Source organism: Photobacterium sp. TLY01 (assembly GCF_021432065.1).
GTDB classification, from domain to species: Bacteria; Pseudomonadota; Gammaproteobacteria; order Enterobacterales; family Vibrionaceae; genus Photobacterium; species Photobacterium halotolerans_A.
Genome location: NZ_CP090365.1, coordinates 852,712 through 878,361, shown reverse-complemented (window position 1 = coordinate 878,361; position 25,650 = coordinate 852,712). Strand labels below are relative to the sequence as shown.

General features: G+C 49.6%; 22 protein-coding genes. 15 read left to right on the top strand and 7 right to left on the bottom strand.

Translation table 11 applies throughout. The annotated features are described in order from the left end of the window. Positions 1-59: 59 nt before the first annotated feature. Both LN341_RS19605 and LN341_RS19600 read left to right on the top strand, forming a co-directional pair. Positions 60-575 (top strand): hypothetical protein, encoded by a 516-nt coding sequence (locus LN341_RS19605; protein ID WP_234205349.1) that lies wholly within the window; start codon positions 60-62, stop codon positions 573-575. A gap of 268 nt (positions 576-843) precedes the next feature. Further along, complete coding sequence (locus LN341_RS19600) at positions 844-1,842, top strand: sphingomyelin phosphodiesterase (RefSeq protein WP_234205347.1); 999 nt, start codon at positions 844-846, stop codon at positions 1,840-1,842. A 73-nt stretch (positions 1,843-1,915) separates the two neighbouring features. On the opposite strand, the gene LN341_RS19595 is transcribed toward LN341_RS19600, so the two are convergent. Continuing rightward, positions 1,916-3,097 (bottom strand): amino acid aminotransferase, encoded by a 1,182-nt coding sequence (locus LN341_RS19595; protein WP_234205345.1) that lies wholly within the window; start codon positions 3,095-3,097, stop codon positions 1,916-1,918. A 234-nt stretch (positions 3,098-3,331) separates the two neighbouring features. Between LN341_RS19595 and LN341_RS19590 the strand changes: the two genes are divergently transcribed. Next, positions 3,332-3,643, top strand: a complete 312-nt coding sequence (locus LN341_RS19590; RefSeq protein WP_046221134.1) for a DUF3081 family protein — start codon at positions 3,332-3,334, stop codon at positions 3,641-3,643. Positions 3,644-3,887: 244 nt separating this feature from the next. Then, positions 3,888-4,049 (top strand): hypothetical protein, encoded by a 162-nt coding sequence (locus LN341_RS19585; protein WP_162836567.1) that lies wholly within the window; start codon positions 3,888-3,890, stop codon positions 4,047-4,049. Between the two features lie 113 nt (positions 4,050-4,162). On the opposite strand, the gene gcvT is transcribed toward LN341_RS19585, so the two are convergent. Then, a complete protein-coding gene (gcvT, locus tag LN341_RS19580; RefSeq protein ID WP_234205343.1) occupies positions 4,163-5,281 on the bottom strand; it encodes a glycine cleavage system aminomethyltransferase GcvT in 1,119 nt (372 codons plus the stop codon). A 235-nt stretch (positions 5,282-5,516) separates the two neighbouring features. Further along, entirely contained in the window at positions 5,517-6,146 is a 630-nt protein-coding gene (locus tag LN341_RS19575; RefSeq protein ID WP_027251068.1) for a helix-turn-helix domain-containing protein, read from the bottom strand. 571 nt (positions 6,147-6,717) lie between these two features. Here LN341_RS19575 and LN341_RS19570 point away from each other — a divergent pair. The 3 genes from LN341_RS19570 (at position 6,718) to gcvP (ending at position 11,479) form a co-directional block, all read left to right on the top strand. Further along, entirely contained in the window at positions 6,718-8,013 is a 1,296-nt protein-coding gene (locus tag LN341_RS19570; protein WP_046221131.1) for a serine hydroxymethyltransferase, read from the top strand. Positions 8,014-8,114: 101 nt separating this feature from the next. Next, positions 8,115-8,489 (top strand): glycine cleavage system protein GcvH, encoded by a 375-nt coding sequence (gene gcvH / locus LN341_RS19565; RefSeq protein WP_046221130.1) that lies wholly within the window; start codon positions 8,115-8,117, stop codon positions 8,487-8,489. 107 nt (positions 8,490-8,596) lie between these two features. Beyond that, positions 8,597-11,479 (top strand): aminomethyl-transferring glycine dehydrogenase, encoded by a 2,883-nt coding sequence (gene gcvP / locus LN341_RS19560; protein ID WP_234205341.1) that lies wholly within the window; start codon positions 8,597-8,599, stop codon positions 11,477-11,479. Between the two features lie 100 nt (positions 11,480-11,579). On the opposite strand, the gene LN341_RS19555 is transcribed toward gcvP, so the two are convergent. Continuing rightward, positions 11,580-12,215, bottom strand: a complete 636-nt coding sequence (locus LN341_RS19555) for a LysE family translocator (RefSeq protein ID WP_234205340.1) — start codon at positions 12,213-12,215, stop codon at positions 11,580-11,582. A gap of 343 nt (positions 12,216-12,558) precedes the next feature. On the opposite strand from LN341_RS19555, the gene LN341_RS19550 reads away from it, so the two are divergent. Next, positions 12,559-13,485, top strand: coding sequence for a zinc dependent phospholipase C family protein (locus LN341_RS19550; RefSeq protein WP_234205338.1), 927 nt, complete (start codon positions 12,559-12,561; stop codon positions 13,483-13,485). Continuing rightward, entirely contained in the window at positions 13,482-13,883 is a 402-nt protein-coding gene (locus LN341_RS19545) for a hypothetical protein (RefSeq protein ID WP_046221126.1), read from the top strand. The genes LN341_RS19550 and LN341_RS19545 overlap by 4 nt, the downstream gene beginning before the upstream one ends. A gap of 106 nt (positions 13,884-13,989) precedes the next feature. Here LN341_RS19545 and LN341_RS19540 read toward each other — a convergent pair whose 3' ends face one another. After that, complete coding sequence (locus LN341_RS19540) at positions 13,990-15,120, bottom strand: hypothetical protein (RefSeq protein WP_234205335.1); 1,131 nt, start codon at positions 15,118-15,120, stop codon at positions 13,990-13,992. Between the two features lie 83 nt (positions 15,121-15,203). Further along, on the bottom strand, positions 15,204-16,238 hold the full coding sequence (locus LN341_RS19535) for a helix-turn-helix transcriptional regulator (RefSeq protein ID WP_234205333.1): 1,035 nt from the start codon (positions 16,236-16,238) through the stop codon (positions 15,204-15,206). Positions 16,239-16,939: 701 nt separating this feature from the next. Between LN341_RS19535 and LN341_RS19530 the strand changes: the two genes are divergently transcribed. From LN341_RS19530 to LN341_RS19505, 6 genes are all read left to right on the top strand, one after another. Then, a complete protein-coding gene (locus LN341_RS19530; RefSeq protein WP_046221123.1) occupies positions 16,940-18,889 on the top strand; it encodes a thiamine pyrophosphate-binding protein in 1,950 nt (649 codons plus the stop codon). Between the two features lie 31 nt (positions 18,890-18,920). Further along, positions 18,921-20,546 carry an FAD-dependent oxidoreductase gene (locus LN341_RS19525; protein ID WP_234205332.1) on the top strand — a complete coding sequence of 542 codons (1,626 nt, stop codon included), beginning with the start codon at positions 18,921-18,923 and terminating at the stop codon, positions 20,544-20,546. Between the two features lie 247 nt (positions 20,547-20,793). Next, entirely contained in the window at positions 20,794-21,831 is a 1,038-nt protein-coding gene (gene cobT / locus LN341_RS19520; RefSeq protein ID WP_234205329.1) for a nicotinate-nucleotide--dimethylbenzimidazole phosphoribosyltransferase, read from the top strand. Continuing rightward, positions 21,832-22,611, top strand: coding sequence for an adenosylcobinamide-GDP ribazoletransferase (locus LN341_RS19515; protein WP_234205327.1), 780 nt, complete (start codon positions 21,832-21,834; stop codon positions 22,609-22,611). A gap of 1 nt (position 22,612) precedes the next feature. Further along, positions 22,613-23,167: a bifunctional adenosylcobinamide kinase/adenosylcobinamide-phosphate guanylyltransferase gene (gene cobU / locus LN341_RS19510; RefSeq protein WP_234205325.1), complete on the top strand. Its 555-nt coding sequence runs from the start codon at positions 22,613-22,615 to the stop codon at positions 23,165-23,167. Next, on the top strand, positions 23,164-23,775 hold the full coding sequence (locus tag LN341_RS19505; RefSeq protein WP_046221119.1) for a histidine phosphatase family protein: 612 nt from the start codon (positions 23,164-23,166) through the stop codon (positions 23,773-23,775). The genes cobU and LN341_RS19505 overlap by 4 nt, the downstream gene beginning before the upstream one ends. 111 nt (positions 23,776-23,886) lie before the next feature. Here the strand turns inward: LN341_RS19505 and LN341_RS19500 are convergent, their stop codons facing one another. Next, a complete protein-coding gene (locus LN341_RS19500) occupies positions 23,887-25,347 on the bottom strand; it encodes an aerolysin family beta-barrel pore-forming toxin (RefSeq protein WP_046221118.1) in 1,461 nt (486 codons plus the stop codon). Positions 25,348-25,650: the final 303 nt, after the last annotated feature.

Sequence of the window (25,650 nt, the reverse complement as noted above, 5' to 3'; positions counted from 1 at the left end):
ATACCTTCTTTTGCCCATTTCATGTATCGTTGAGGCTGAATTCAGCAGAAATCGAAGATATGCATTCTCAAATCACACAGTTGCCCGCACAAAAAAATGCCTGGATGGCCAGCCATATTACCGATGCTGAATTTCCCACAGCACTCAGTAAACAAGGCCTCGCCCTCTATCATGCCACGCAGAATGAACGGGCTGTCAATCCGGTTCAGGCTTCTGATTTCGATTCACCTTCAGATTTGTTAAGTGTCTACCCTGTCGATTGCCACCCGCTCACGATTCGGTTTTCTCTGGTTCATGCCAGCCAATGGCAAGGTGAAGAATCTGAAGCTGTCATCGAGTTTCTGACACAGATCATGCTGGAGACCGACTGCCCGGCCCAACTGTTTGTGGGTTTCTATCAAGGAAAGCCTGCTGCCTGCGGCATGCTGTTTACCGATCCGGACAATCCGAACGAGACCTTAGTCAGCGATATTGGTGCGCTTGCGCTGCCAAATCATGATGAGCTTGTTGCTGCAATGACAAACTGGCTCATTCAGCAAGCGTCTGAGAAATCTGAAAAGTTGTGGTTAGGCTGAGTCCATCAGTCTGTACTTTTTCTGCCGGTACAGACTGATCCACCGCGCCTTGACTATTTTTCTGCCCCGACACCTGCTCCCAGCCCGAACTCAACCCGGTAATTTCTGCTAGATAAATTTCATTTCTTCGAGTTATTCCTCAATTATTCTTATTTTTCTGCTAGTTAGCTGTAATTTTCATCTGAAAGAAACAACTTCTTAACATAAGCAAACCTATCATTTCATCGCGAGCACGATGCTCTTTCATTAATCAACAAGGACACATTCAATGAAAAAAACGATAGGGACAACTTTGTTATTGTTGTCATCCTTCACTCAGGCAGAAACATTAAACGTCATGGCGTACAACACGCTGTTACTCTCTTTCGGCGATTGGGATCAGGCCAATCGCGCCCAGCGGATACCCGCTGCAATTTCTGCTCTGGAACACATACCCGATGTACTGATCATCAATGAAGCCTTCAATCCAGACTCCGAAGTCATGCTAAGTGAACTGGCGTCTCTGTATCCATATCAAACCCCGGTTGTGGGTTTAGATTGCAGCGGCCGGGGATGGGATGCATTCACCGGTGATTGTTCCAACTCTGTTGTGGTTGTGCGTGGCGGGGTCTCTATTTTGTCCCGCTACCCCATTGTGAGCCAGAAAGCGCATGTTTATTACGCCAGCGACAGTAGCACCTGGGATTATTATGCCAACAAAGGTTTTGCCTACGTCGAAATTGACAAAAATGGCCAGCACTTTCACCTGCTTGGGACACACCTGCAATCCAGTACTGACAACCCGGACAAAGAGCACCCGGTGCGCATGGCGCAACTGACTGAAATGCAAAACTTCATAACAGCGCAAGCGATACCGGCCTCAGAGCCCGTGATTATTGCAGGCGATCTGAATGTGGAGTGGAGCCGCCAGGATCAGGTTGCAGACATGCTGGCAACGACACAAAGCCAGCTGTTCTTCCCCGATCCAAGCATCGGCAGCTTCTCGGCCAAATACAACTGGATCACCAAATCAGGTGCGTACAGAGACGGTTATTCACTCAACTACAACGATACCCTGGATTATGTGCTCTGGCACCAGGACTACCTGCAACCCTCAGTACCAGCAGCGATGAAAGTAGTGAAACTGCAAGCCGATGAGCAATGGTACTGGCATTACCTGAAAGGCAAATGGCCATTACCAGAAGGCGAGTATTGGCATAATGGCTATTACAACGATCTGTCTGATCATTACCCTGTGCAGGCTGAGTTTGTGTTCCCGGACCAATAAAAAATCGATGAAAACGCCAAGAAAAAGGAGCACCTGAGTGCTCCTTCTGTCTGGGTGAAGTGTGACTCGCCGATCAGCGACTGACACTCAGCAAGGCTTTGGCCAGATAATCCAGCTTCTGCTCCTGCAAACCTGCAATGTTAATCCGGCCGTCACCCACCGCATAAATGCCGAACTCATTCCGTAACTGAATGATTTGCTCCTGGCTCAGACCTGTGACGGAAAACATCCCTTTGTGCTTTTCAATGAAATCAAACGCGTCGGAGCCATTGTCACGCACTGCCTGAGTTAAACCGGCGCGCAGGCGTCGCAAACGCTGGTTCATTTCCGTCAGTTCGCTTTTCCAGGTGGCGGTCAGAGACGCATCATTGAGGACAGTCGCCACCAGCGCCGCACCGTGATCCGGCGGCATCGTATAAGACGCACGTGCCAACTGAAGGATTCTGCCTTTTGATTTCTGTGCTTCTTTCAGGGAATCGCTGATAACAATCGCAGCGCCCGTCCGCTCGCGATACAAACCAAAATTCTTGGAGCAAGAGGTGGCAACAATCATTTCTTCCACATTGTCAGCCAGATGACGTAAACCGGCAGCATCTTGCTCCAGGCCGTCACCAAATCCCTGATAAGCGATATCAACAAATGGCAGGAAACCATTTTTATTCGCCAGCGCAGTGATGGCTTTCCAGTCATCGAATGAGATGTCCGCGCCTGTCGGGTTATGGCAGCAACCATGCAGCAGTACCACATCTTTCGGGCCGGCTTTCGCCAGCTCTGCAAGCATCGCTTCACTGTTCACCTGTTTGGTGGCGGTATCGAAATAAGGATAGAACTTCACTTTCAGGCCAGCCGCTTCCATGACAGGCTTGTGATTGACATAGCTGGGATTCGAAATCCACACGGTCGTGTCTGGCTGTGCCAGGTACATCAGGTCGGCCAGCATACGCAGCGCACCACTGGCGCCCGGGGTTTGTACCGCAGCGGCACGGCCATACGCTGATGTGTCCTTAATGAGTAAATCCATCATGGCCTGATTGAAGACTTCATCACCCGCTAACCCCACATAGGCTTTGGTTTTTTGCGTTTCCAGCAGACGCTGCTCAGCCTGAAATACCGCCTGCATGATTGGCGTTTCGCCATGGCTGTTGCGGTAAACACCAATACCCAAATCCATCTTCTCAGAACGGGTATCATCGCGGAACATTTGTGTCAGGGATAAAATCGGGTCGGGTTGTGCTTCAGTAAGCTGCTTGAACATCTGTGAAATTCCGTTTTGTTATTGCGACTTTCCTCAAATTATCATGCACCTTATCCAAGGTCACTACCCCAGCTCAGAAATAGTCACACCAGTGTTTATCCAGATGAACAGCACTATGTAATGAAATTGTTACAACCTGAATTGATCTGGATTAATCAAACACCAATAAAGCTTGCAAGGGTTGACTCAGCACCTAAATTTAAACCATGGGGGTATATCCAACGGGAGGCCATCATGAAAAACAGCGTTGATGTTCGTGCCTTACTCACAGCCTATGAAAAAATCAAAACTCTGGGAACACCGGTCGAAAACGGCAAACAGCTCGACGACATTACCTGTACAGAGAGTTACGACGGGTATAGCGTCAGTCTGTCAGACGGTGTTGTCAGTGTTGATGTTAACTTTCACAACACTTACCACTTCCATACCCTGAATGAAGATCCAGACACCGTCATTAACCAGACAACCGCAGATTTTCACCACAACAACGAAACTCAGATTCAGGCATTTTTGAATAAGTTGCACGATTTAAATACACGTTATTAATGTGTTACCTAAAGTCGCCCCACCGGCTTTAGGTTTTACCTTTTCCTGACAATATCACGCTGCAGGTTGATTATTCTGAAAATAGAGACGCAGTTGAAAGGTCTGATTATCCAGAAAAGCTGTCACGAACTTTGTACCCCATCCAGTAACAAAGTACACCCACAGCGTTTTCGGCCCGTGTCCCGCTGACCCAATACAACCAGCGGGACATCACTCAAAACAAAAAAAAGAAAGAGAGAAAAGAATGAACGCTGAAATATTGAACAAGCAAGAGCAGGAACGTGTGATCGCTGCCCTGAATGAATGTTATCGTCGTTTAGAAGCAGCTGAGCTGACACCACAAGAAATTTCGCAGGAAGGTTTCAGCCTATTGTTTGCCTCAGCCTACAAAATGACTGACTGCTAAAAGTGAACACGAAACATCCTCAGTTCCCCCTGCAGGTGTTTACGAAATGAAAAAGGAGCGCAATGCGCTCCTTTTTCATGTTTATCAACAGACTTCACTGCTGACAACAGCCATTAACCACGGTAATAACGCTGTGGTACGAACGGCATTTTCTCGACTGTCATTGGCAGTTTCTTGCCGCGAACTTCGGCGAAAATCTCAGTACCAATCGTGGCAAATTCAGTTTTGACATACGCCATAGCGACCGGGGCTTCTTTGGTTGGGCCAAAGGTGCCGCTGGTCACGATACCGATTTCGTTATCATCCGCATCAAACAGCTTGCTGCCTTCACGAACCGGCGCTTTTGACTGACCAATCAGACCCACACGTTTACGTGCAACATCTTTGGTCTCAATCTGATTCAGAATCAGCTCGGCGCCCGGGAAGCCACCCGCACGTTCACCATCCGCGCGACGGGACTTACTGATACCCCATAGCAGGCTGGCTTCTACCGGCGTAGTCGTAGTATCAATGTCATGACCATACAGACACAGACCACACTCAAGGCGCAGCGAATCCCGTGCACCCAGACCAATCCACTCCACTTCGCCGTAGGCCAGCAAGGTACGCGCCAGTTCTTCTGCTTGACTTGACGGTACGGAAATTTCGTAGCCGTCTTCACCGGTATAACCCGAGCGGCTGACATAACATTCCGCGCCCAGCAGATCCAGCTTCGTGGCGTCCATAAACAGCATATCGCTGACGGCAGGATTCAGGCGTGCCAGCACCTCAGCGGCTTTCGGGCCTTGCAGGGCAAGCAATGCACGGTCGTCGATAATTTCCAGTGTCACATCAGCAGGAAGGTGCGCCTGGATGTGCGCAATGTCTTGCTCTTTACACGCCGCATTGACCACAACAAACAAGTGATCACCAAAGTTTGTCACCATCAGGTCGTCTAAAATGCCACCGTTTTCGTTGGTAAAGAACGCATAGCGCTGCTTGCCTTCCGGCAGATCGATGATGTCGACAGGAACCAGTGCCTCCAGGGTTTTCGCGGCGTTTTCACCGTGCAGACGCAGTTGGCCCATGTGGGAAACATCGAACAAACCGGCAGATTCACGGCAATGGATATGCTCTTTACGCACACCCAGCGCATATTGCACTGGCATATCGTAACCCGCGAACGGAACCATTTTGGCACCCATCTCAATGTGAAGGGCATGCAAAGGTGTAACAAGAAGATCCTGAGACATTGATATTTACTCCATTCACCGCACAGCGGCTGTTGCATCAATTTCTGTGGCAGATTGACTGAACCTGTCACTGTGTAGATGTTGCTAGCAGGTAGATAAACTGTATCTCTTGTTTCCAATAGTAGATAAAGTTTCCCATCCCTCAACCTAGCCGTTCTCAAAGTGCGACAGAGGCAGTGTTTCCCCCTCTGTCATCTGTGTCTGTTTCCGTGCTGGTACCGTGCTAGCGCGGCAGTTATGACGCCGTCACCCAAAGAATCAGCGCGTCTTCATCGCTGACTGACACCAGCATGTGTCCCATGGTGGCATCGTAATACACTGAATCGCCTTCACTCAGGCGTACCGGTTCATAGAACTCCGAAAAAAAGGTAATTTTCCCGGACAGCACAAGTAAAAACTCTTCGCCGTCATGTCGTATCCAGTCTGAATAATCGTCAAAATGACGGGCACGAACCCGCGACTTAAAGGGCATCATCTTCTTGTTGCGCAGCTGGGTCGCCAGCAATTCATGCTCATAGGTCGTCGTAGGATGCGGCTTACCTTCACCTTGTCGCGTAATATCTCTGCGGCCGGTAGCAACCAACTGCTTGGGCGGCGCAAACAGTTGCGGAATATCGATCTGTAATCCGGTGGCCAGTTTCTGCATCGCCTGGAAAGTCGGCGATATTTGTTCATTCTCGATTTTAGATAGGGTTGAGCGCGCCAATCCGGTACGCTTGCTGGCCTCTTCCAGTGTCAGGCCATGAGCCATACGTATTTCTTTCAGCCGCTTGCCTAACTGCAACGGCTCAATATTCTCTGACTCCCGTTCCCTGGCGACAGTCAGTGATGGGTACGGATCCACCTGTTGTTCATCACTACTCATTTTGCCCTCCGAGGCACGTCTTTCAATCATTCTTACACAAGCTGTTAACAAGTGGAAAGCCAGGTAAAGGCAAAACCATGACCCACACAACATATTTGAAATAAAGTTTCCAATAGGAAACACGCTCTGAATCCTGACGATTTTTACAGGGCAAGACAACCCTGTTTTACACGGTTGCGAATGTCAGGGTTACAGCGCAAAAAGCAGCACAATCGGCCACAAAAGTGCGCTATCACTGGTATCAGCGACTAATAAGAATTAGAGCCAACACACATTTCCGCCACATAATTACCGAAAATTTGGTCCCTATCATAGAAATTTACATGACAAGAAGCAAACGTTTGCGTAAGATTGCGGCCACTAAAGTGAACGATAATCCACTATTGGAAATTCTGGTTTGATCCGTTATCAATAGAAACGTATGTAACGCACTTGTTAGGCAAATGCACTTCTGTGCTTCGCTTAAGCCAGGGAAGCGATAACAACGAGACATAACGACATATACCGCTCTGCGTACCGTTATAGCGTACAGCACGAACCGGTTCAGAGCGCGAATTGAGGATAACGTGAAATGAAAGCTTCATACCAAAACCACGACTTGGAAATGTTCTTCTCAACCAACCTTGCCGAGGTTGATGGCGCAGTGAATGCCGGTATTGCCGCAGAGCTGAACCGCCAGAATCAGCAAATTGAGCTGATTGCCTCTGAGAACATCGTCTCCAAAGCCGTCATGCAAGCGCAGGGCACCTGTCTGACCAACAAATACGCCGAAGGTTACGCAGGACGTCGTTACTACGGTGGCTGTGAGCATGTTGATGAAGTTGAGCGTATTGCCATTGCGCGCGCCAGACAGCTTTTCCAGTGTGAATACGTCAACGTTCAACCGCATTCTGGCGCACAGGCGAACGGCGCCGTGATGCTGGCACTGCTGCAACCGGGCGATACGATTCTGGGCATGTCTTTGGATGCCGGCGGCCACCTGACGCACGGTGCACGCCCTGCCCTGTCGGGCAAATGGTTCAACGCCGTTCAGTACGGTGTACGTCAGGGCAGCTGCGACATTGATTATGATCAGGTTCGCGAGCTGGCACTTGAGCACAAACCCAAAATGATCATTGCCGGTGGTTCTGCGATTCCGCGTCAGGTGGACTTCGAGAAATTCCGTGCGATTGCTGATGAAGTCGGTGCCTATCTGATGGTCGATATGGCGCATATTGCAGGGTTGATTGCAGCCGGTGAGCATCCGTCACCGCTGCCGCACGCGCATGTTGTCACCACAACAACGCACAAAACCCTGCGTGGTCCTCGCGGCGGTATGATTCTGACCAATCATGAAGACATCAATAAAAAGATCAATTCTGCCGTGTTCCCAGGCCTGCAAGGCGGCCCACTGATGCATGTTATTGCCGGTAAAGCCGTTGCCCTGGGTGAAGCTCTAGAACCCGAATTCAAGCTGTACATCAAAAATGTGATCAATAACGCCAAGGTGCTGGCAGAAACACTACAGGCACGCGGTTGTGACATTGTCACCGGTGGTACAGACACCCATCTGATGCTGGTCGACCTGCGTCCGAAAGGCCTGAAAGGCAATCAGGTGGAAGAAGCGCTGGAACGTGCCGGTATCACCTGTAATAAAAACGGCATCCCGTTTGATCCTGAAAAACCGATGGTGACATCAGGTATTCGTCTGGGTACACCGGCGGGTACCAGCCGTGGCTTTGGCGAAGCCGAATTCAAACAGATTGGTGAGTGGATCGGCGATGTGCTCGATGGCCTTGTTGCCAATCCGGACGACAACAGCGAAACAGAACAACGCGTGAAGCAGCAGGTACAGAAACTGTGCAGCCGCTTCCCGCTGTACCAGTAAATTCATTTTAATGTGACAGAAAATGGTCGGCAGGCAGCTTTCAATACTCGCCTGCCCTCATAAATAACAAAGATGCAGAAACATTGCGCGAGGAGATTTACATGAGCAACTTAAAGTTTACTGAAAGCCACGAGTGGGTCCGCGATAACGGCGACGGTACGATCACTATGGGTATCACGGATCACGCTCAGGGCCTGCTGGGCGACGTGGTTTTCGTAGACCTGCCAGAAGTTGGCGACAGCACAGAAGCCGGTGAGTCTTTCTCTCTGGTTGAATCTGTAAAAGCAGCCTCTGATATCTATGCCCCTGTCACCGGTGAAATCGTTGAAATCAACGAAGAACTGAGCGACAGCCCGGAACTGATCAACGAAGCACCGTTCGAAGGCGGCTGGATTGCTAAAATCAAGATTGCTGACGTTGAAGAACTGAGCAAACTGATCGATGCTGACCAATATCAGGCGACCATCGAAGAGTAATGGTACATCGCGGCTTTCAACTTGAAAGCCGTTTTTCCACCCAAGAGAATTCTCGCCATTGCCCAGACATTGACTGGCAATGTGTAGTAACTGTTCAGGAAAGAACCATGACCGACATGAACCTTTTACATGCACTCAGTGACGACAAAGCTTTTGCTGCCCGTCACAACGGCCCAAATGACGCACAGCAGGCGAAAATGCTGCAGACCATTGGCGCCGACAGCATTGACAAGTTGATTGAAGAAACTGTACCAGCTTCCATCCGACTGAAAGAAGCGATGAAGCTGGACCAGCCACAAAGCGAAGCAGACATGCTGTCTGCACTGAAGACGGTTGCCCGTAAGAACGTCATCAACCGCAGTTTCATCGGTCAGGGTTACTACAACACCTTAACGCCGAACGTGATTCTGCGTAACGTGCTGGAAAATCCGGGCTGGTACACGGCTTATACACCGTATCAGCCAGAAATCTCTCAGGGCCGTCTGGAATCGCTGCTGAACTACCAGCAGATGATCATGGATCTGACCGGTATGGAACTGGCGAATGCCTCCCTGCTGGATGAAGCCACTGCAGCCGCAGAAGCCATGACCCTGTGTCAGCGCGCCAGCAAGAGCAAAAGCAAAGCCTTCTTCATCTCAACCGACCTGCACCCGCAAACCATCGACGTGGTCGTGACCCGTGCAGAATACATTGGCATTGAGATCATCCGTGGCAAAGCTGAAGAGCTGGACAACCACGAGGTATTCGGTGCGCTGGTTCAATACCCGGGCACAACAGGTGCGATTGCCAACCTGACTGACATCATTGAAAAAGCACACGCCAAGAAAACACTGGTTGCGGTTGCTTCTGATCTGCTGGCACTAACGATTCTGAAAGCGCCGGGCGAAATGGGTGCGGACGTGGTCATCGGCAGTGCACAACGCTTCGGTGTCCCAATGGGATTTGGTGGCCCGCATGCCGGCTTCATGGCAACCAAAGATGCACACAAACGGACCATGCCAGGCCGTGTGATTGGTGTATCAAAAGACGCCAAAGGCAACCAGGCGCTGCGTATGGCGATGCAAACGCGTGAGCAGCATATCCGCCGCGAAAAAGCGACCTCCAACATCTGTACCGCTCAGGCACTGCTGGCCAATATGGCGGCCTTCTATGCGCTGTACCACGGTCCGGAAGGCCTGCGTAAAATCGGTCGTCGCGTTCACCACCTGACCGCCATTCTGGCTGCAGGTCTGCGTAACGCGGGTCTGGAACTGGTGAATGATACCTTCTTCGATACTGTGACCATCAACACAGGCAAGCAAACCGACGCGATTTACAAGAAAGCCCTGGCTGCCGGTATCAACCTGCGCAAATACAGCGACAAACTGGGTGTGAGCCTGGATGAAACCACCAAAGTGGCTGACGTCGAAGAACTGCTGGAGATCTTCACCGGTCAGGCGCTGAAAGCCACGGCTTTCACAGACGATATTGCCGCTGACGAATTTGCCGCGATTCCGCAAAGCTGTCGCCGCACCAGTGAGTTTCTGACTCACCCTGTGTTCAACCAGTACCACAGTGAAACGCAAATGATGCGTTACATGAAGAAACTGGAAAACAAAGATTATTCCCTGACCCACGGTATGATTCCGCTGGGCAGCTGCACCATGAAGCTGAATGCCGCAGCAGAAATGATCCCGGTAACCTGGCCTGAATTCGGCGGCTTGCATCCGTTTGCACCAGCCGATCAAACTCAGGGTTATCAGGAACTGGCAAGCAAGCTGTCTGAAATGCTGTGTGAAATCACCGGCTATGATGCTTTCTCACTGCAGCCTAACTCTGGCGCACAGGGTGAATACGCCGGTCTGATTGCGATTCAGCGCTACCACGCAGCCAATGGTGACAGCCACCGCAACGTGTGTCTGATCCCAAGCTCTGCCCACGGCACAAACCCGGCTTCTGCTGCCATGGTGTCGATGAAAGTTGTGGTGGTTGGCTGTGATGCCAACGGCAACATCGATGTTGAAGATCTGAAAGCGAAGATTGAAAAGCACCGTGATAACCTGTCGTGCATCATGATCACCTACCCGTCGACGCACGGCGTTTACGAAGAAGCGGTGCGTGAAGTGTGCGATTTAGTTCACGCTGCTGGCGGTCAGGTTTACCTGGATGGTGCAAACATGAACGCACAGGTTGGCCTGACCAACCCTGGCTTCATCGGTTCAGACGTGTCACACCTGAACCTGCACAAGACCTTCTGTATTCCACACGGTGGCGGCGGTCCGGGTATGGGGCCAATCGGCGTGAAATCGCATCTGGCACCTTTCCTGCCTGGCCACGTTGAGTCTGTCAATGCAACCGAAGGCTCACAGTATGCTGTCTCTGCAGCTGAGCTGGGTTCAGCCTCAATTCTGCCGATTTCTTACGCTTACATCGCGATGATGGGATCGGAAGGACTGACACAAGCCACAAAACTGGCGATTCTGAATGCCAACTATGTGATGGAACGTCTGCGTGACCACTACCCTGTGCTGTACCGCGGCACTCACGGCCGTATTGCGCACGAGTGTATTATCGACATCCGTCCGCTGAAAGAAGCCTCTGGTATCTCGGAAGAAGACGTCGCCAAGCGCTTGATGGACTATGGTTTCCACGCGCCGACCATGTCGTTCCCGGTCGCCGGCACCCTGATGATTGAACCGACCGAGTCGGAAGATCTGACTGAGCTGGATCGTTTCTGCGATGCCATGATTGCCATCCGTCAGGAAATCGCCCGCGTTCAGTCTGGCGAGTGGACGCTGGAAGACAACCCATTGGTCAATGCACCACATACTCAGGTTGACCTGATGGATGCCGAATGGACGCATGCTTACAGCCGCGAGCTGGCTTGCTACCCATCCGCGCACAGCAAAGGCGCCAAGTACTGGCCAACTGTCAACCGTGTCGATAACGTCTTCGGTGACCGCAACCTGGTCTGTTCTTGCCCGGGGATTGAGAACTATATCGAGGATTAATTAGCCCTGATAGCGGCGTAAAACAAAGCGAGGCCATGAGCCTCGCTTTTTTGTTGATTCCCCACACAGCAATGATTCATGCTGCTCTGCTTCCTACCGGTTAGCTTTGTGAAGTGAGCAACAACCGGATCCCGAACATCCCAAACAGGCTCGCCGTAAGCCGGGATAACCATTTCTTGGTCGCTATACCCACGGACAATCTATGGCTGAGCGACGCCGACATCCAAGCGATCAAATGGCACCACAACATGCCGTTCACGTTAAAAATCAGTCCCAGCACAATAAATGCCAATGCCTTATTTTCGCTGGATGCAGAGATGAACTGCGGCATAAATGCCAGAAAGAAAACCGCGATTTTAGGGTTAAACAAGTTGGTGATGAAACCCTGATAGTATATCCGCTTTAACGATGCCTTTGGTTTTCGCATTAGCTCAGTGTTACCGTCAGCACTGCTGCTTCTGAGCATACTGATTGCCATGTAAATGAGGTAGGCCCCACCCAGTATTTTGATCACAGTAAATGCAGTCGCAGAAGAAGCCAGCACGGCGGATAAACCCAATGCCGCGGCGACAATGTGAATCATAGTTCCCGTCCCTATCCCAAGCGCGGCCGCTGAGCCTGCTTTAAATCCCTTCGTTGCGGCTCGCCCTGCAATCAGCAACGAGTCAGGGCCGGGAATCATATTCAGTAACAAGCCGGAGACAACAAACAGCCATAAATTTTCAATGCCCAACACTTTCTCTTCTCTCCTTGTTTTACGCCTGAGAAACTCACTTCAGTCACCTTGCTTGATCACGGCAAATCACTGTTGCAATTGAAAAACGTCTCACATCACTGATAAAAGCAGCAAACGGGTTAGTTGACGCACAATATACGTAAACCTGGTGATAGACAAAAACAAAATAAGCAGCAGTGTTCATTTAAAAGTCTGAATTCGCGGTGTCATCGATGTGGTATTAAGCAAATGCATTGACTGACGTTGTTCGCGTCACAATCATACTGTCATTGTATGAAATAGATCGCATAATTATTCATTCACTCCGTCTACAATCTGTTCAGCCATATGAATGGAGAAGACTATGCCTGGTGCATTTGCTCATATATCAGCAGTGAATAAAGCGTCTGCGAATACTGCGCTCGCAAAACTGAACGTCCCGCAACACGTGAAGAAAACGCTGTCTCAATACCAAGCGTTTTTAGAATTTGGTTGCGTCAGCCCAGATTACCCCTACCTAGCGATCGGGAATCATGCTCAAAATAAATGGGCGGATGAGATGCACTACAACGAAGTGGGTAAATTGATTGCGACCCTGATCGATCTCATCAAACAACTGGATGACCACAACCAGAAAAAAGCATTCGCGTGGCTGTGTGGTTTTGTGGCACATGTCGCTGCAGATATCACCATCCATCCGGTTGTTGAGCTGAAAGTCGGCCCCTACACTGAAAACGCCAAAGATCACCGGATCTGCGAAATGCATCAGGATACCTATATTTGGCATAAGGTTATGAATTTAGGAAATATCGGTCTCGCTGACCGGGTCAAAGAAAATATTGGCAGCTGTGTGGATGAGCACAATGACGATTCCATCGATCTCATCATTTATGATGTCTGGCAGACAGCGCTGGTTGCGGTTTATCCCCACTATGCCGAGGAATGTCCACCAGACATTAACCGCTGGCATCACGGATTTCAAACCGTGGTAAATCACGCTGAAGAATCTCACAAACTGTTCGCCTGGGCGCGACACGTTGCCTCTGCTCAGGGTCTGACTTACCCGCTGCCTGAGGAAGTAAACAGTGAGTTCGTCGAAGGATTGCAAACGCCGCATGGCATTCAACACTATGACGAGATCTTTGACCGGGCCGTATCAACCATCCAGATATTTTGGGAGAAAACTGCTGAGGCAGTTTTTGAAAATGGTGCCACAGACTTCTTTAAGAACTGGAATCTTGATACTGGCTTTTGTGAAGACGGTGTATTAACCGCATGGGAAACACGATGAAACTGTTAATCAAACTCTCGTTATTCATTCTTTTAACGTCATGCTCCGCTCAGGCCGAGTATTCTGATGAAACCATGTACGACCTGGCGTCAATTTTAAAAGATGTCGCACAAGCCGTAGACGGTGAGATTAAGTTTGGCGAGATAAACAATCTGGCGGATGAACAAATCATCGCAAACGCCATGTCTTCCGCGCCTGACAAGCTGGCTAAACTCAGCGAATATCAGATGATTTTAGACATTCAGGGTGATCATGCCGTAATGTTATTGTGCGACGGTGATGTGGCATTGATGGAAGATGCCGGCTGCAACGCTGCTTTTGACAATCGTTACTGGCATCAACCTCAGCACAACACATGTAAAATTTCGCTCAATGCCAGTTCTGTCTGCACTGAATAGATGCTCTTTGATGGCTTTTCAAGCGCACGACCGGAAGTGAATTCCCTCAGAAACCGCCAACATGAGCGGTTTCTGAGGTATTTTTATAGCGCACTGACTTTCGTGCTTATTTCACTTGAATCGTGACGGCATCAGACTCCGGCCATTCGATCTGAGTGTTATTCAGATAGTGGTCAAAGAAAGTTCCCACACTTTGTTTCACAATCGCGTGTATCCGATCGCCTTCAATTCCAGATCGATAGCCAACCACCCAACGGTTCTGATCCATAAAATCCCGGTGATTCGTATTGGCAACAGTCAGCAGGTATGTCTCATGACCATTGTCTTCAAACGCCTGAGCAAGCACTTGCTTGGGTGTTTGCAACAATAATAAGGGTTTGTTGAGTGGCTGCGTACGAACATTGCCCAACAGCAAACCATCCATGTTGATACTGGCCACACAGTCCGGCATTTCGGCGCAGCTATTCATGGCCGCCGATCCGCCCAGACTGTAACCCAAAGTTCCGATACGGCTTTCATCCAGCTGATCATCAAACCGTTCCGAATGTCCGGACAACCACTGATAAACAGCGGTGACGTCATGTGTGATTTGCGGTGCGACAACCTGATTAAAATACGCAAAACCTTTATCCGTTCCCACGTCTTTCGCATCAGAGGGCAAATAAGTGCCCACCGAACTGCCATCCTGAAAACTGGCGACGCCCGAAATGTAGGGATGATTGATAGACACCACAACATAACCGCGACTGGCTAAATCTTCCAAAAGCTCTGTGTTATCAACCTCGAATAAATGCGCGCCATGAGAATAGAAAAGTATCGGCCAGCCCCTTCCTGAGGTTGCCTTTGCAATCGCTACATGCGCTTGCGACCAGGATGTGAGCTTGTCCAGATCAAATTGATTGGGGTGAACAGGCACGTTTTTTGGCCGGACACGCTCTAGGTAGCCGACCTGATGACCCCATTGATCGAAGTAAGGTTGATAGGTGCCGTTTTTTTGTTTCGTTGGGTAATACACTTTCACAGGCAGGCGACGCGTTTGATTTGGGATTGGGCTCATGCTGTCTGGTCCGGCATCCAAGATATCAAAGCTGGTCACCCCGACCCGATAAGGACCACTTGGCGATGGGTAAACATGGGTATACACCGTTTTTTTACTGTCATTGTCGTCTGAATCACAGCCGGTCAGCCCTGCTAACATCGTGATCAAGGCTATGTTGCAAAGTTGTTTGAACATCATGGTTTTCTCCTTTTTCTGGACCTCCAGAATAAGAAGATCGGAGAATAAAGCGTCCGGATACGGGAATCAGACGTCCGAATTGGCTAATTCGCACCTTTCAGCCGAGCCCTGTACTGCGATGGCGTACACTGCTGGTATTTTTTAAATGCCGCGTTAAATGTGGATTTTGAGTTAAAGCCAGATTCAAATGCCAGTTCCAGGACTGCACTTGAAGGGCGTTTTTCCATCAGTGCACAAACATGTGTGATTCGTCGCTGGTTGACCAGATCATAAAACTTGATTCCCAATGTCTGATTCAACACCTGTGTCAGCAAATAGGGTTTTACACCCATTTCCCCGGCCAGTGTCGACAAGTTTATCTCCGGCTTCAGATAGTATTGCTTGTCATCCATCAGCTTCAGAACCGTTTGACTCAGGGCCGCCATCACATCATCCGGTTGGTTATCCGCTGCCTCATCAGGCAATTCAGCCATCACTTCAAAATTCATCAGCGTCGGTTGGATCAGCAGACAACAGGTCATGACAAACAAAAGCAAAGACACCGTCAGATACGGCAAAGGGAAATGTGTATCCAAAATAGCCTGTGGTATCACCATGACCATGGCCAAGATCAGACTGGCGCATATCCCCCACAACACCAGCAAATTTGCGTTGGATAACTGCGCCTGAAACAGTGGTTGCCGTGACTGATAGCGCCACACAAGCCGGATACTGGCCAGGCAATAGCCCAGGTAGAACACAATCAGCAGCATGCCAGACAGCTGGTGCCTCGCCGTGATCCCTGTCTCACCTGGCGCGACAAGCAAGTCCACACATAACACGCTCAGTGCAGTCAGCGGTAGCAAATGAACCGTATCCCGGCGCGAGAGCGGTTTTTGGGTTAAACACAGACGAATAAACAGGAAAAACAACACCGGATAGAGCAGCGGCCACATCATATTCAAACGGGATGACAGCCAGTTCTGATACCAGGCAAGGGTGAGCGAAAGATCCAGCGCAAAGCAAACATGGATACCCGCCAGCAACCAAAACACAGGCTGCACTTTGCTTTTCATGGCTAAATAAACGCCGAGGACAATACTCTGAATCATTCCTGCCAGCAGAATTGATGCGACCATGACTATCTCACTTCAATTTATCTGTTCCCTATAAAGTTATGAATAAAAATATCATGAATCCTCAATCACCTACACGAGAAAAACAACAGATACAGAACTAAAAAATAGTCATCACCTTGCAACCATTATTCACTTAAATTCAATAATCGGTAAATATCGTATTGCTTGATAACCGATTCACCTCAGAGAGAAATAAGCACATCACCAAACAGAAAAATCACCACTTAAAAAAGTCGAAATACATTCTCCCGCCTTATCACTACTCGTTATCAAAGCGGCTCAGAAAGGGAACAAACAGAGCATTTCTCTGACGAATTGATGGACAATGTCATTCTCCATATCAGCTCACAAACCACTTAAAACAATAAAAACATCAACTTACTCACATTACATCGCTTAAATACAACACCATCTAAATACCCGTAGCGCACCGGACAGCCTCAAAATTCATGAATATCAAATTTATTACTAAGCTCCATTTTAATTTAACCAGTTTAAATCAATTACATATATTGATAAGTAAGATAATAAATTAAAAATCAACGTATCCCATAATTTTTTTCAGCGCTTGTTCTAACTCTCAATAAATAAATTTGAACATCAATATCCGCTGAACTAATGTCGAAATACAAAAAATTAACTTTTTGTTTACACCATATCAACAGGGAGAGTGTTGTACCCTCTATCAACAAGGATAAATCATGTCTGACATGCCTCCTCGCGTCATGCGCGATTATTTATATGACGCGCTCAACCAACTCAAAATCCGCCAAATTTTTGGCGTTCCGGGTACCAATGAAATTCCCATTATCGACGGCACCTCTTATGCCGAAAATAATGTCGAGTATGTCGAATGTTTACACGAAAACATTGCGATGGGTGCTGCAATGGGTGCTGCACGCATGACAGGAGAACCCGGTGTTCTGGTGGTTCACATCACCCCGGGTATCGCACACGGTATCGGCAACCTGTTCAACGCTTATCGCTCTCATACGCCGCTGGTCATTCTTTGCTGCCAGCAACAAAACGAACTGGTCACTCAAGAGCCACTGCTTTCTTCCAATATCAAAGAGTTAGCTAGTCAGTATTGTAAGTGGTCGCACGAACTGCGCACTCCTTACGAATTCCCGCTGGTGCTACAAAGAGCTTTCAAAGAAGCCAAAGCCCCGGCTTGTGGCCCTGTGTTTATTTCTATTCCCTGGGAATTCATGATGGCAAAACCCTTGCCGAGCCTGCCTGAAAAGCTGCCGGGGATCACTCGTATTCCCACCAATTTTGCCGGTGACCCGGATGAAATCAGACGCTTAGCTGAACGATTTTCACAGGCCAAAAACCCGATCATCATTGCCGGTGATGGTGTCGGGTACGACAATGCGACAGAACAGTTGCAAGTATTAGCGCAAACTGTCGGTGCCCCTGTGGCGCTGCAAACCTTCAGTAGTCTGGCAAACTTTCCGAACGATGATGATCACTGGCAAGGAGAGTTACCCGGTAACCAGGCCATGCTGCAAGCCATCTATCAGCAACATGATGTGGCCTTTCTGGTGGGCTACAGCAATCAGGCTCAGGTCACTGTCTTTAACTACGCCGATGGGCCACTCATTCCGGCATCCGTAGACATTTTATATCTCTCGAATAACACCTGGGACATCGGTAAAAACTACTATGGCAGCCATGCCGTGCTGGGTGGGATTAGGGCAAGCCTGGAAAAACTGAACCAAGTCATGGCTGAATTGCCTGTTTCCGGTGACATGCAGCGTGAAAGGGACGCCCGCAACCTGTTACTCAGCAAGCTCAGTGAACAGCGCCGTCAGGACTGGGATGCCTATTTACATCAGGCTCAGCAAGACACTTCAGGCACCATTAATCCGGCACTGATCCCGCACTATTTATCTCAGGCCATTACGCAACAAGGACTGGCAAACGAGTTTGTCTATGTCCATGAAGCCGTATCTGACAGCCCAAGCTTTCAGTATCTGATGCCGCTCAATCAGGAAATGAGCAAACCCGTAAGCTACTACTGTGTTTCCGGCGGTTCACTCGGCTGGTCAATGCCCGCTTCGCTGGGAATTAAAATCCAGCCTACCGCAATTCAGGGTGTCACGCCCAGGCTGGTCATTAATGCGGTTGGCGATGGTTCGTCCCTGTTTTACCCGCAAGTATGGTGGAGTGCCGCCAAATATCAGCTCGCCGTGTTGTATATCATCACCAACAACCGGGAATACCATACCTTGCAAAATGGCCTCGAAGAGGTGATTGGCTCTTATGGCTGGGAACCAAAGAGAAAACAGGTTGAACCGGATCCTGCCGATCCAACCAGTTACCATAATTACGACGTTGATTATCTGTCGTTGCAACATCCTCAGCTCAATTTCCACCAGATTGCCAATGCAATGGGTGCAGACATTCAGGGGCAGGTGATAGAAAAATCCACTGAGCTGAATGCCGCTTTACAGCAAGCGATTCACTACGTGCTGAATGAAAACAAACCCTATGTGCTGGACATCCGGACTGAACGTGATCCAGCCGCAGTGCAACAAACCGGCGGTGCGCTCAAAACGTCCCCCAGATATCGACGTCCGCCTCTGAATTATTTCCACAGGGATCTTCTGGATGAAATCAACCCGGATCATGTCAACACATTGGCTTGATCGCCCTATTCTGTCGACAAGGAAAAGTAATATGAGTGAACATTATGATGTTGCCATTATTGGCGCTGGTGTCTCGGGCGTTTACAGCGCCTGGCAGTTAAAAAAGACGTTCCCCGGTAAGCGCATTGCTGTTTTTGAAGGCAGCGATCGCGTCGGCGGCCGTTTATTGTCAGTGAAAGCGCCGGATGTCAGTAATATGGTTACAGAACTGGGCGGCATGCGTATTCTGGATGCCAAACGACAACCGCTCATCCACGCATTACTGGATGAGATCAATCAGTTTACTTCACTGCCAGATCCGATAGAAACCTACCCATTTCCGGTCGATACGCCAGCCAATATCGCCTATTTACGCGATGTACGGCTCCGTCTCAGTGATTATCAGGATAATCCACACGCTGTGCCCTACAACTACAGCCCAGATGCTTTCGGCAAAACACCCGGTGCTTTAGTGATTGAAGCCTTTGAAAAAATCGTTCCCGGCATTACCGCCATTGATCTCACTGAACAACAGCGCCGTGAAATGGCAATGAATGCGGAATTCAATGGCAAAATGCTTTACGAACAGGGCTTTTGGAATGTGCTGCAAGTGGTCATGAGCAGCGAAGACTACAGCTACTGCCGTGATGGCGGTGGCTATAATTCGACCTTGTCGAACTGGAATGCCGCCGATGCCATCCCCTGGTTTCTGACCGACTTCGGTGATGGTGTCGAATACCTCGGGTTTAAACAAGGCTTTCAGTCTGTGCCATTAACGCTGGCCAGAGAACTTCAGGCGATTGGTGGCGAATTGTTGCTCGGCCACAAACTGAATGGCTTTGAACAGGTGAACGGTGTATTTAACCTTCATTTCACCAGTGAATTAGCGATCACGGCGTACAATGATATCCAGTGTACCGCCACGCATGTTGTACTTGCGATGCCCAGACGTTCCATCGACTTGCTGGAACAGAATTGTCCTGTATTACAGCAACCGGAAGTGAAAACCTTAACCGGCAGTGTCACGCCAAGGCCGCTGTTTAAATTATTTACCACTTATGCGTCTCCCTGGTGGGTTGAACAATCCGGCATTGAAGCAGGACGCAGCGTGACTGACATGCCCGTCCGGCAAACTTATTACTGGCCAACCGACGACGGACAGCCTGCGTTACAAGGCCCGGCAATCCTGATGGCTAGCTATGATGACGGTGTCAATGTGGGGTTCTGGGATGGCTACAGACAAAAACGTGGCCTGGCATGGAAACAACAGCTGGAAGTCTTGCCTTTACCTGACCATAAGGCGTTTACCGGACGCCTGTTGAAACAGCAACAGGTTGATCCGCAATGGGAAGCGCATCAGGCTCCTGCGGCGATGATGGCTGAAGTCACCCGTCAGGTGAACCTGATGCATGATGTGTCTGGCGCCGATGCGGCTCAAACACTGCCGCTTCAGGCGGCATTTCGCGACTGGGGTGATGATCCTTATGGCGGCGGCTGGAACAGCTGGAATATTGGTGTACAAAGTGATGATGTGGCACAGAACATCGTCCAGCCATTAGCAAATACGCACCTCTATATCTGTGGCGAAGCATACTCCCACAGTCAGGGCTGGGTAGAAGGCGCACTGCAGACCGCCCAGCTCATGCTGGCGAAGCTGAAGGCCCAACTGGAGGCGTAAGGGAATCAATCACAGGCCGGGTATTCTCTGGCCTGTGAATTTCATCACTGGTAAAACCGCCATATCTTCTTTCAGGCGAAGCCCGGCCCGAAAAAAAGTTTGAGCCCTCCTGCAGATTCCACGCCCTGTTCCTGTCATTTTGAAGCCACAATATCAAACACTTTGCTTTCACTGGATAGTGAACCCACTGGCGAGTAAACTGCAATACATTGATTATGGAAAACACTGAACCGGAGCGTTAAAAATCATGTTAGACACTCGCCACTCAGCAGTCATTCAGGAACGTATCGATAACAAAACCAAGCCTCTGGGCGCGTTGGGACAACTCGAAACCACAGCCCACCAGCTTGCTTTAATACAAAGTCAGGGACAGAAAGAAGCCGTTACCCACATTGCCTTGACTCAGCCCACCATGCTGCTGTTTGCCGGTGATCATGGCATAGCCAAAGAAGGGGTCAGTATTGCCCCCAGCGAAGTAACCCAGCAAATGGTGCTTAATTTTCTTGCCGGCGGTGCGGCGATTAATCAGTTTTGCCGCATGAACAACATCAATCTCAAAGTGATTGATTGCGGCATACTGAAGCCGGTTGAAACCGATCATCCTGATTACATCGTCCAGCGTCTGGGCGCCGGGACCCACAATCTTGCCCACAAAGCCGCCATGAGCCAGCAGCAAGTTGCTGAGGGACTGGAACTGGGCGGTTCAATTGCCAAGCAAACCATCGCCGCAGGCTGTAATGTACTGATGTTTGGTGAAATGGGCATTGCCAATACCAGCAGTTCTTCTGCTTTGCTATCAGCACTTAGTACCACGGATGCAGCCTACTGCGTGGGTAAAGGTACAGGGATCAGCGATGCTCAACTGGGTAACAAAATCAGTCTGATTCGTCAGGGTGTCGCCAGATACAATGAAAGCGGTGAACCGGGTCCACTCCGGGCACTCGCTGAGCTGGGTGGTTTTGAAATCGTTCAGATGGTCGGCGCCTTTCTGGCCGCCAGTGACCAACGCGTGCCGATTCTGGTGGATGGCTTTATCGTTTCGATCGCCGCTTATATTGCGACATTGCTCAAGCCGGAAGCACGGGATGTGATGATTTTTGCGCACCGTTCTGAAGAACAGGGACACCAAAAAGTGTTAGCTCTGCTCGAAGCCCAACCGATGCTGGATTTAGGCTTGCGGCTGGGTGAAGGCACAGGTGCCGCACTGGCCTATCCCCTGCTTCGCGCCAGCGCAGAATTTTACAATCACATGGCCAGCTTCGCCGATGCCGGAGTCACGGTGTAAATGTTCAACCTTCGTTATCAGTACCAGTTATTCTGTCTGGCGGTGTCGTTTTTCAGTCGCCTGCCCATTCCGGCATCTACGCCCTATTCCGACGAACGGATGAATCGGGCCGGGCGATACTTTGCACTGGTTGGGCTGGTACTGGGGGCCTTGTGCGCTATGGTTTACAGTCTGTCAGCAGCCTGGTTACCACCACAGTTAGCCGTCTTTATCACTATGGTGTTCAGCCTGCTGCTGACGGGGGCTTTTCATGAGGATGGTCTGACCGACATGGCCGACGGCATTGGCGGGGGCATGACGACAGAGCGCCGTCTGGTTATTATGAAAGACAGTCGGATCGGCACTTACGGTGCCGCCACCCTGATCATGGCCTTGCTGGGTAAATTTATCATGCTCAGCTATCTGGCAATGCACACTGAACTGACCGCTGTCCTGATTGTCGCCTACACACTCAGCCGAACCGTGGCAGCCTCACTGATTTTCGACATGCACTATGTCAGCGACACAAATACGAGCAAAAGCAAACCTCTGGCCAGTGCCCAGACTTTGCCTGAGTTACTCTTTTTAGTGGCGACCGGTGTTCTCGTCTGTCTGACACTAACACCTGAACTGACACTGTTGCTGATCGTGGCGGCGGTTGTGTTTCGCACAGGTTTCAAGGCCTGGCTGAATGCACGGCTTGGCGGGTTTACCGGTGACTGTCTGGGCGCCGCGCAACAGCTCATGGAACTGTTGATTTACCTGATCCTTATCGCCTCAGTTTACAACCAATGGGGATAAAATGACGATTCAAGCGACAATGAGCCTGATACTCGGCGGTGCACGATCCGGCAAATCACGTTTTGCCGAGCAGCAAGCCAAAGGGAAAGCAACACAGGGCAAAAGACTGCATTATGTCGCCACAGCCACGCCTTTTGATGATGAAATGCGTCTGCGGATCAAACACCATCAGCAACAACGTGGGGCTGACTGGTCTGAGCATGAATGTGCGTTGGAGCTGGCCAGCCTGCTCACTCAGTTTACCGCGAACGATGTGGTGTTGATCGAGTGTTTAACCCTCTGGCTGAATAACGTGATTTTTTCACTGGGCGAGGCATGCAGCAATGAGGCGCTGGAAGCACACATTACCGAGCTGGTGCAGGCGGCAAAAAACAGTCAGGCCCGGTTGATCTTTGTCTCGAACGAAGTCGGCATGGGGGTGGTACCGCTCGGTGAAGTGAGCCGCTATTTTGTCGACAACGCCGGCCGCATGAATCAGCAGTTCGCCGCCATTGCCGATGAAGTCACGCTGGTTGCAGCCGGCTTACCGCTCCAGTTAAAAGGGAGCGCCCGGTGAAAACCTTTACCGTCACATTCATCCGCCACGGGAAAGTGAATGGCGCACCCGCTTTGTACGGCTCAACGGATATCGGCGTGTGTCCCGCAACCAATCAGGCTATCAGTGATTCTCTGACCCACGCTGATATCGGCTATCAAACCGTGATCAGTTCGCCTTTGCGTCGCTGCTTATCACTGGCTGAATTACTGGCAGGTGAACACCCTCTGGTGTGCGAGCCGGCATTACAAGAAATGCACTTTGGTCAGTTAGATGGCACACCGTTTGAGACAATCACCAGCGGGAGTCAAGTGTGGCAGTTACTTGAGCAATTCTGGCACAACCCGGCCAGCTCAGGTTTACCTGATGCCGAATCGCTGGAAAGCTTCTGCAAGCGGGTAACCGGCTGTTGGAGCAGGATCGTCAACGAACTGCGAAACGATGTATTAATCGTGACGCACGGCGGCGTGATCCGCGCCATTGTTGCGGATGTGCTTGGCCTCGACTGGGAAAACCCGCAATGGTATTCAAATTTAACGATTCGCAATGGCAGCATCACCCAAATCCAGGTCACTGTGATAGAGAACCAGCCCTATTTTGCCGTGAAACAGATTGGCTCAATCTACTAACGATTTGGCCTGACTGCCAGCCTGTTTTAATCTGAATGACAGAGACTTGCGATCCGAAAAAACCGGAAACCCCGTCTGGATTTCCGGTTTTTTTCTGGTCGTTACAAAGCGTTACACCCCGGCATTGGTTTTCCGGACCGAGACCTGAACATCCTTCAGGCCAGCATCTTCAAGTTGATCCTGAATGCTCTTTTCCATTGTGGCGGTATTTGAGTCACCCTGAGGAAGAGCAATCTCTTCAAAATACAGCTCGCCAGTAAACTGATCTTCTGCGTAAAACTGGCCTTTAACACGTGCTTTCTTTGGCGCCAGCACTTTGCCTAACCAATAGCGGGTGTCATAAGAGCCCGCTGTCTGTGCGATCCAGTTCCAGTCCCAGGTTTTGTTCATGCCCGTAATATCACGGTGATCCCACTGAAATTCCAGACTCTTTTCATTGTCGGCGAAACGGCCAATCGCAAAACTGGTCGTAAAATCGGGTCTGTCTTCCGGGTGCCACAGCAAGCCGTTGCCCGACCAGCGCATGAAACCATCAAAACCCAGCTCATAGGATACATCCGCGTCAAAGACGTAAGGATAAGAGATATCAGCCCGGTACACGTTCAACAGTACTTTCAGTGCGCTATTGGCCGGCACAACCGGTCTTGCCTGAATCGTCACTCGGTTACTTTCTTCACCGCCGCTGGTGCTTCCCCATGCCTGAGTGGCACCAAAAGTCACAGAGATTGATTTCTCAACGCCGCCTGTCACTTCAGGGCTTTTGAACGTACTGGAAACCGCAATACTTTCACTGAAGCTGTAATCATTACTTTGCGACCAGCTGGTGGACGTGTTGTAACTGATATCAATCACGTATTGCTGCTGAATGCTGGTTTTATTAATCGCCGTCGAGGTGATCGTATTCACCAGCTGACTATTTGAATTCACAATCGATCCGTCGATTTTAAATGAAGCCGGATCCATGGTGTATGCAAAGTTTTTCGCCGAGATGGTTGTCATATCCTGGCAGCGGTATCCGTCACACGGACCGTCATTCCCCCGAATCTTCCAGGCGCTTTCATGGCTGTCCCACCAGACCTTCATGTCATCGCCAACCTGGCTTCCTTTCGGGCCACCCACCCAGGCATAACCCATATGGTGAGCCAGATACGCGGCAGGTTTTATAAAACCGTCCTGATCATTGAGCAATGTCCATTCAACTCGCTCTTTAGAGCCTTCATCAATAGAAATAGCAGGGAAAGATAAAATGTTTGTGTCTGCGTTCAGAGGATAACAAGCGGTATGGCTGGCGGTTCCCTGTTTAATTTCACCCATGTAACCAGGCCCCATAATGACCCAGCCATCGGCTAAAGTCACATAAGACCACTTTCCGATTTTGTTCATGATCGCATCTCGGAAGCGCAATGCTTCTGAACGCGTCACTGGCCGGAAATCGGCTTTACAGATTTCAGGACCGAGATTGTAATGAATTTCAACTTCCTCCGGATAAAATGCACTGGTTTCCAGTGCAGCAGCGGACGCTATATGACCAAAAGGTAATAATATTAATAAAGGCGTTATTTGTTTTTTCATTGAGACCTTCTTAGAGATATGCTGGTTTGCATCAATGCAAAATCATATGTAGCGAATAAATACCTCACTCATATGCAACGCCGTTATATCAATGCATTTAATAAAAAGTCAATGACTTGTTTTTATACCTCTCTTTATTTATTCAATTAAATATCCCGTATAAAAAAAGACAAATAACATATCAGTAAATCGCTATATTAGGAGGTACAGCAACCCATTAAACTGAAATAAAAAACACAGTAAAAACAACGTGATGTATGAAAATTAAACAATGTAATCGATATCAAATATGCAATCTACTTT

Coding starts and splice junctions, on each gene's coding strand:
- LN341_RS19500 (WP_046221118.1), bottom strand. CDS start 25,347: ATGAAAAAACAAATAACGCCTTTATTAATATTATTACCTTTTGGTCAT.
- LN341_RS19530 (WP_046221123.1), top strand. CDS start 16,940: ATGTCTGACATGCCTCCTCGCGTCATGCGCGATTATTTATATGACGCG.
- LN341_RS19525 (WP_234205332.1), top strand. CDS start 18,921: ATGAGTGAACATTATGATGTTGCCATTATTGGCGCTGGTGTCTCGGGC.
- cobT (WP_234205329.1), top strand. CDS start 20,794: ATGTTAGACACTCGCCACTCAGCAGTCATTCAGGAACGTATCGATAAC.
- cobU (WP_234205325.1), top strand. CDS start 22,613: ATGACGATTCAAGCGACAATGAGCCTGATACTCGGCGGTGCACGATCC.
- gcvT (WP_234205343.1), bottom strand. CDS start 5,281: ATGTCTCAGGATCTTCTTGTTACACCTTTGCATGCCCTTCACATTGAG.
- LN341_RS19605 (WP_234205349.1), top strand. CDS start 60: ATGCATTCTCAAATCACACAGTTGCCCGCACAAAAAAATGCCTGGATG.
- LN341_RS19575 (WP_027251068.1), bottom strand. CDS start 6,146: ATGAGTAGTGATGAACAACAGGTGGATCCGTACCCATCACTGACTGTC.
- LN341_RS19570 (WP_046221131.1), top strand. CDS start 6,718: ATGAAAGCTTCATACCAAAACCACGACTTGGAAATGTTCTTCTCAACC.
- LN341_RS19535 (WP_234205333.1), bottom strand. CDS start 16,238: ATGGTCGCATCAATTCTGCTGGCAGGAATGATTCAGAGTATTGTCCTC.
- gcvP (WP_234205341.1), top strand. CDS start 8,597: ATGACCGACATGAACCTTTTACATGCACTCAGTGACGACAAAGCTTTT.
- gcvH (WP_046221130.1), top strand. CDS start 8,115: ATGAGCAACTTAAAGTTTACTGAAAGCCACGAGTGGGTCCGCGATAAC.
- LN341_RS19585 (WP_162836567.1), top strand. CDS start 3,888: ATGAACGCTGAAATATTGAACAAGCAAGAGCAGGAACGTGTGATCGCT.
- LN341_RS19600 (WP_234205347.1), top strand. CDS start 844: ATGAAAAAAACGATAGGGACAACTTTGTTATTGTTGTCATCCTTCACT.
- LN341_RS19590 (WP_046221134.1), top strand. CDS start 3,332: ATGAAAAACAGCGTTGATGTTCGTGCCTTACTCACAGCCTATGAAAAA.
- LN341_RS19550 (WP_234205338.1), top strand. CDS start 12,559: ATGCCTGGTGCATTTGCTCATATATCAGCAGTGAATAAAGCGTCTGCG.
- LN341_RS19595 (WP_234205345.1), bottom strand. CDS start 3,097: ATGTTCAAGCAGCTTACTGAAGCACAACCCGACCCGATTTTATCCCTG.
- LN341_RS19545 (WP_046221126.1), top strand. CDS start 13,482: ATGAAACTGTTAATCAAACTCTCGTTATTCATTCTTTTAACGTCATGC.
- LN341_RS19515 (WP_234205327.1), top strand. CDS start 21,832: ATGTTCAACCTTCGTTATCAGTACCAGTTATTCTGTCTGGCGGTGTCG.
- LN341_RS19540 (WP_234205335.1), bottom strand. CDS start 15,120: ATGATGTTCAAACAACTTTGCAACATAGCCTTGATCACGATGTTAGCA.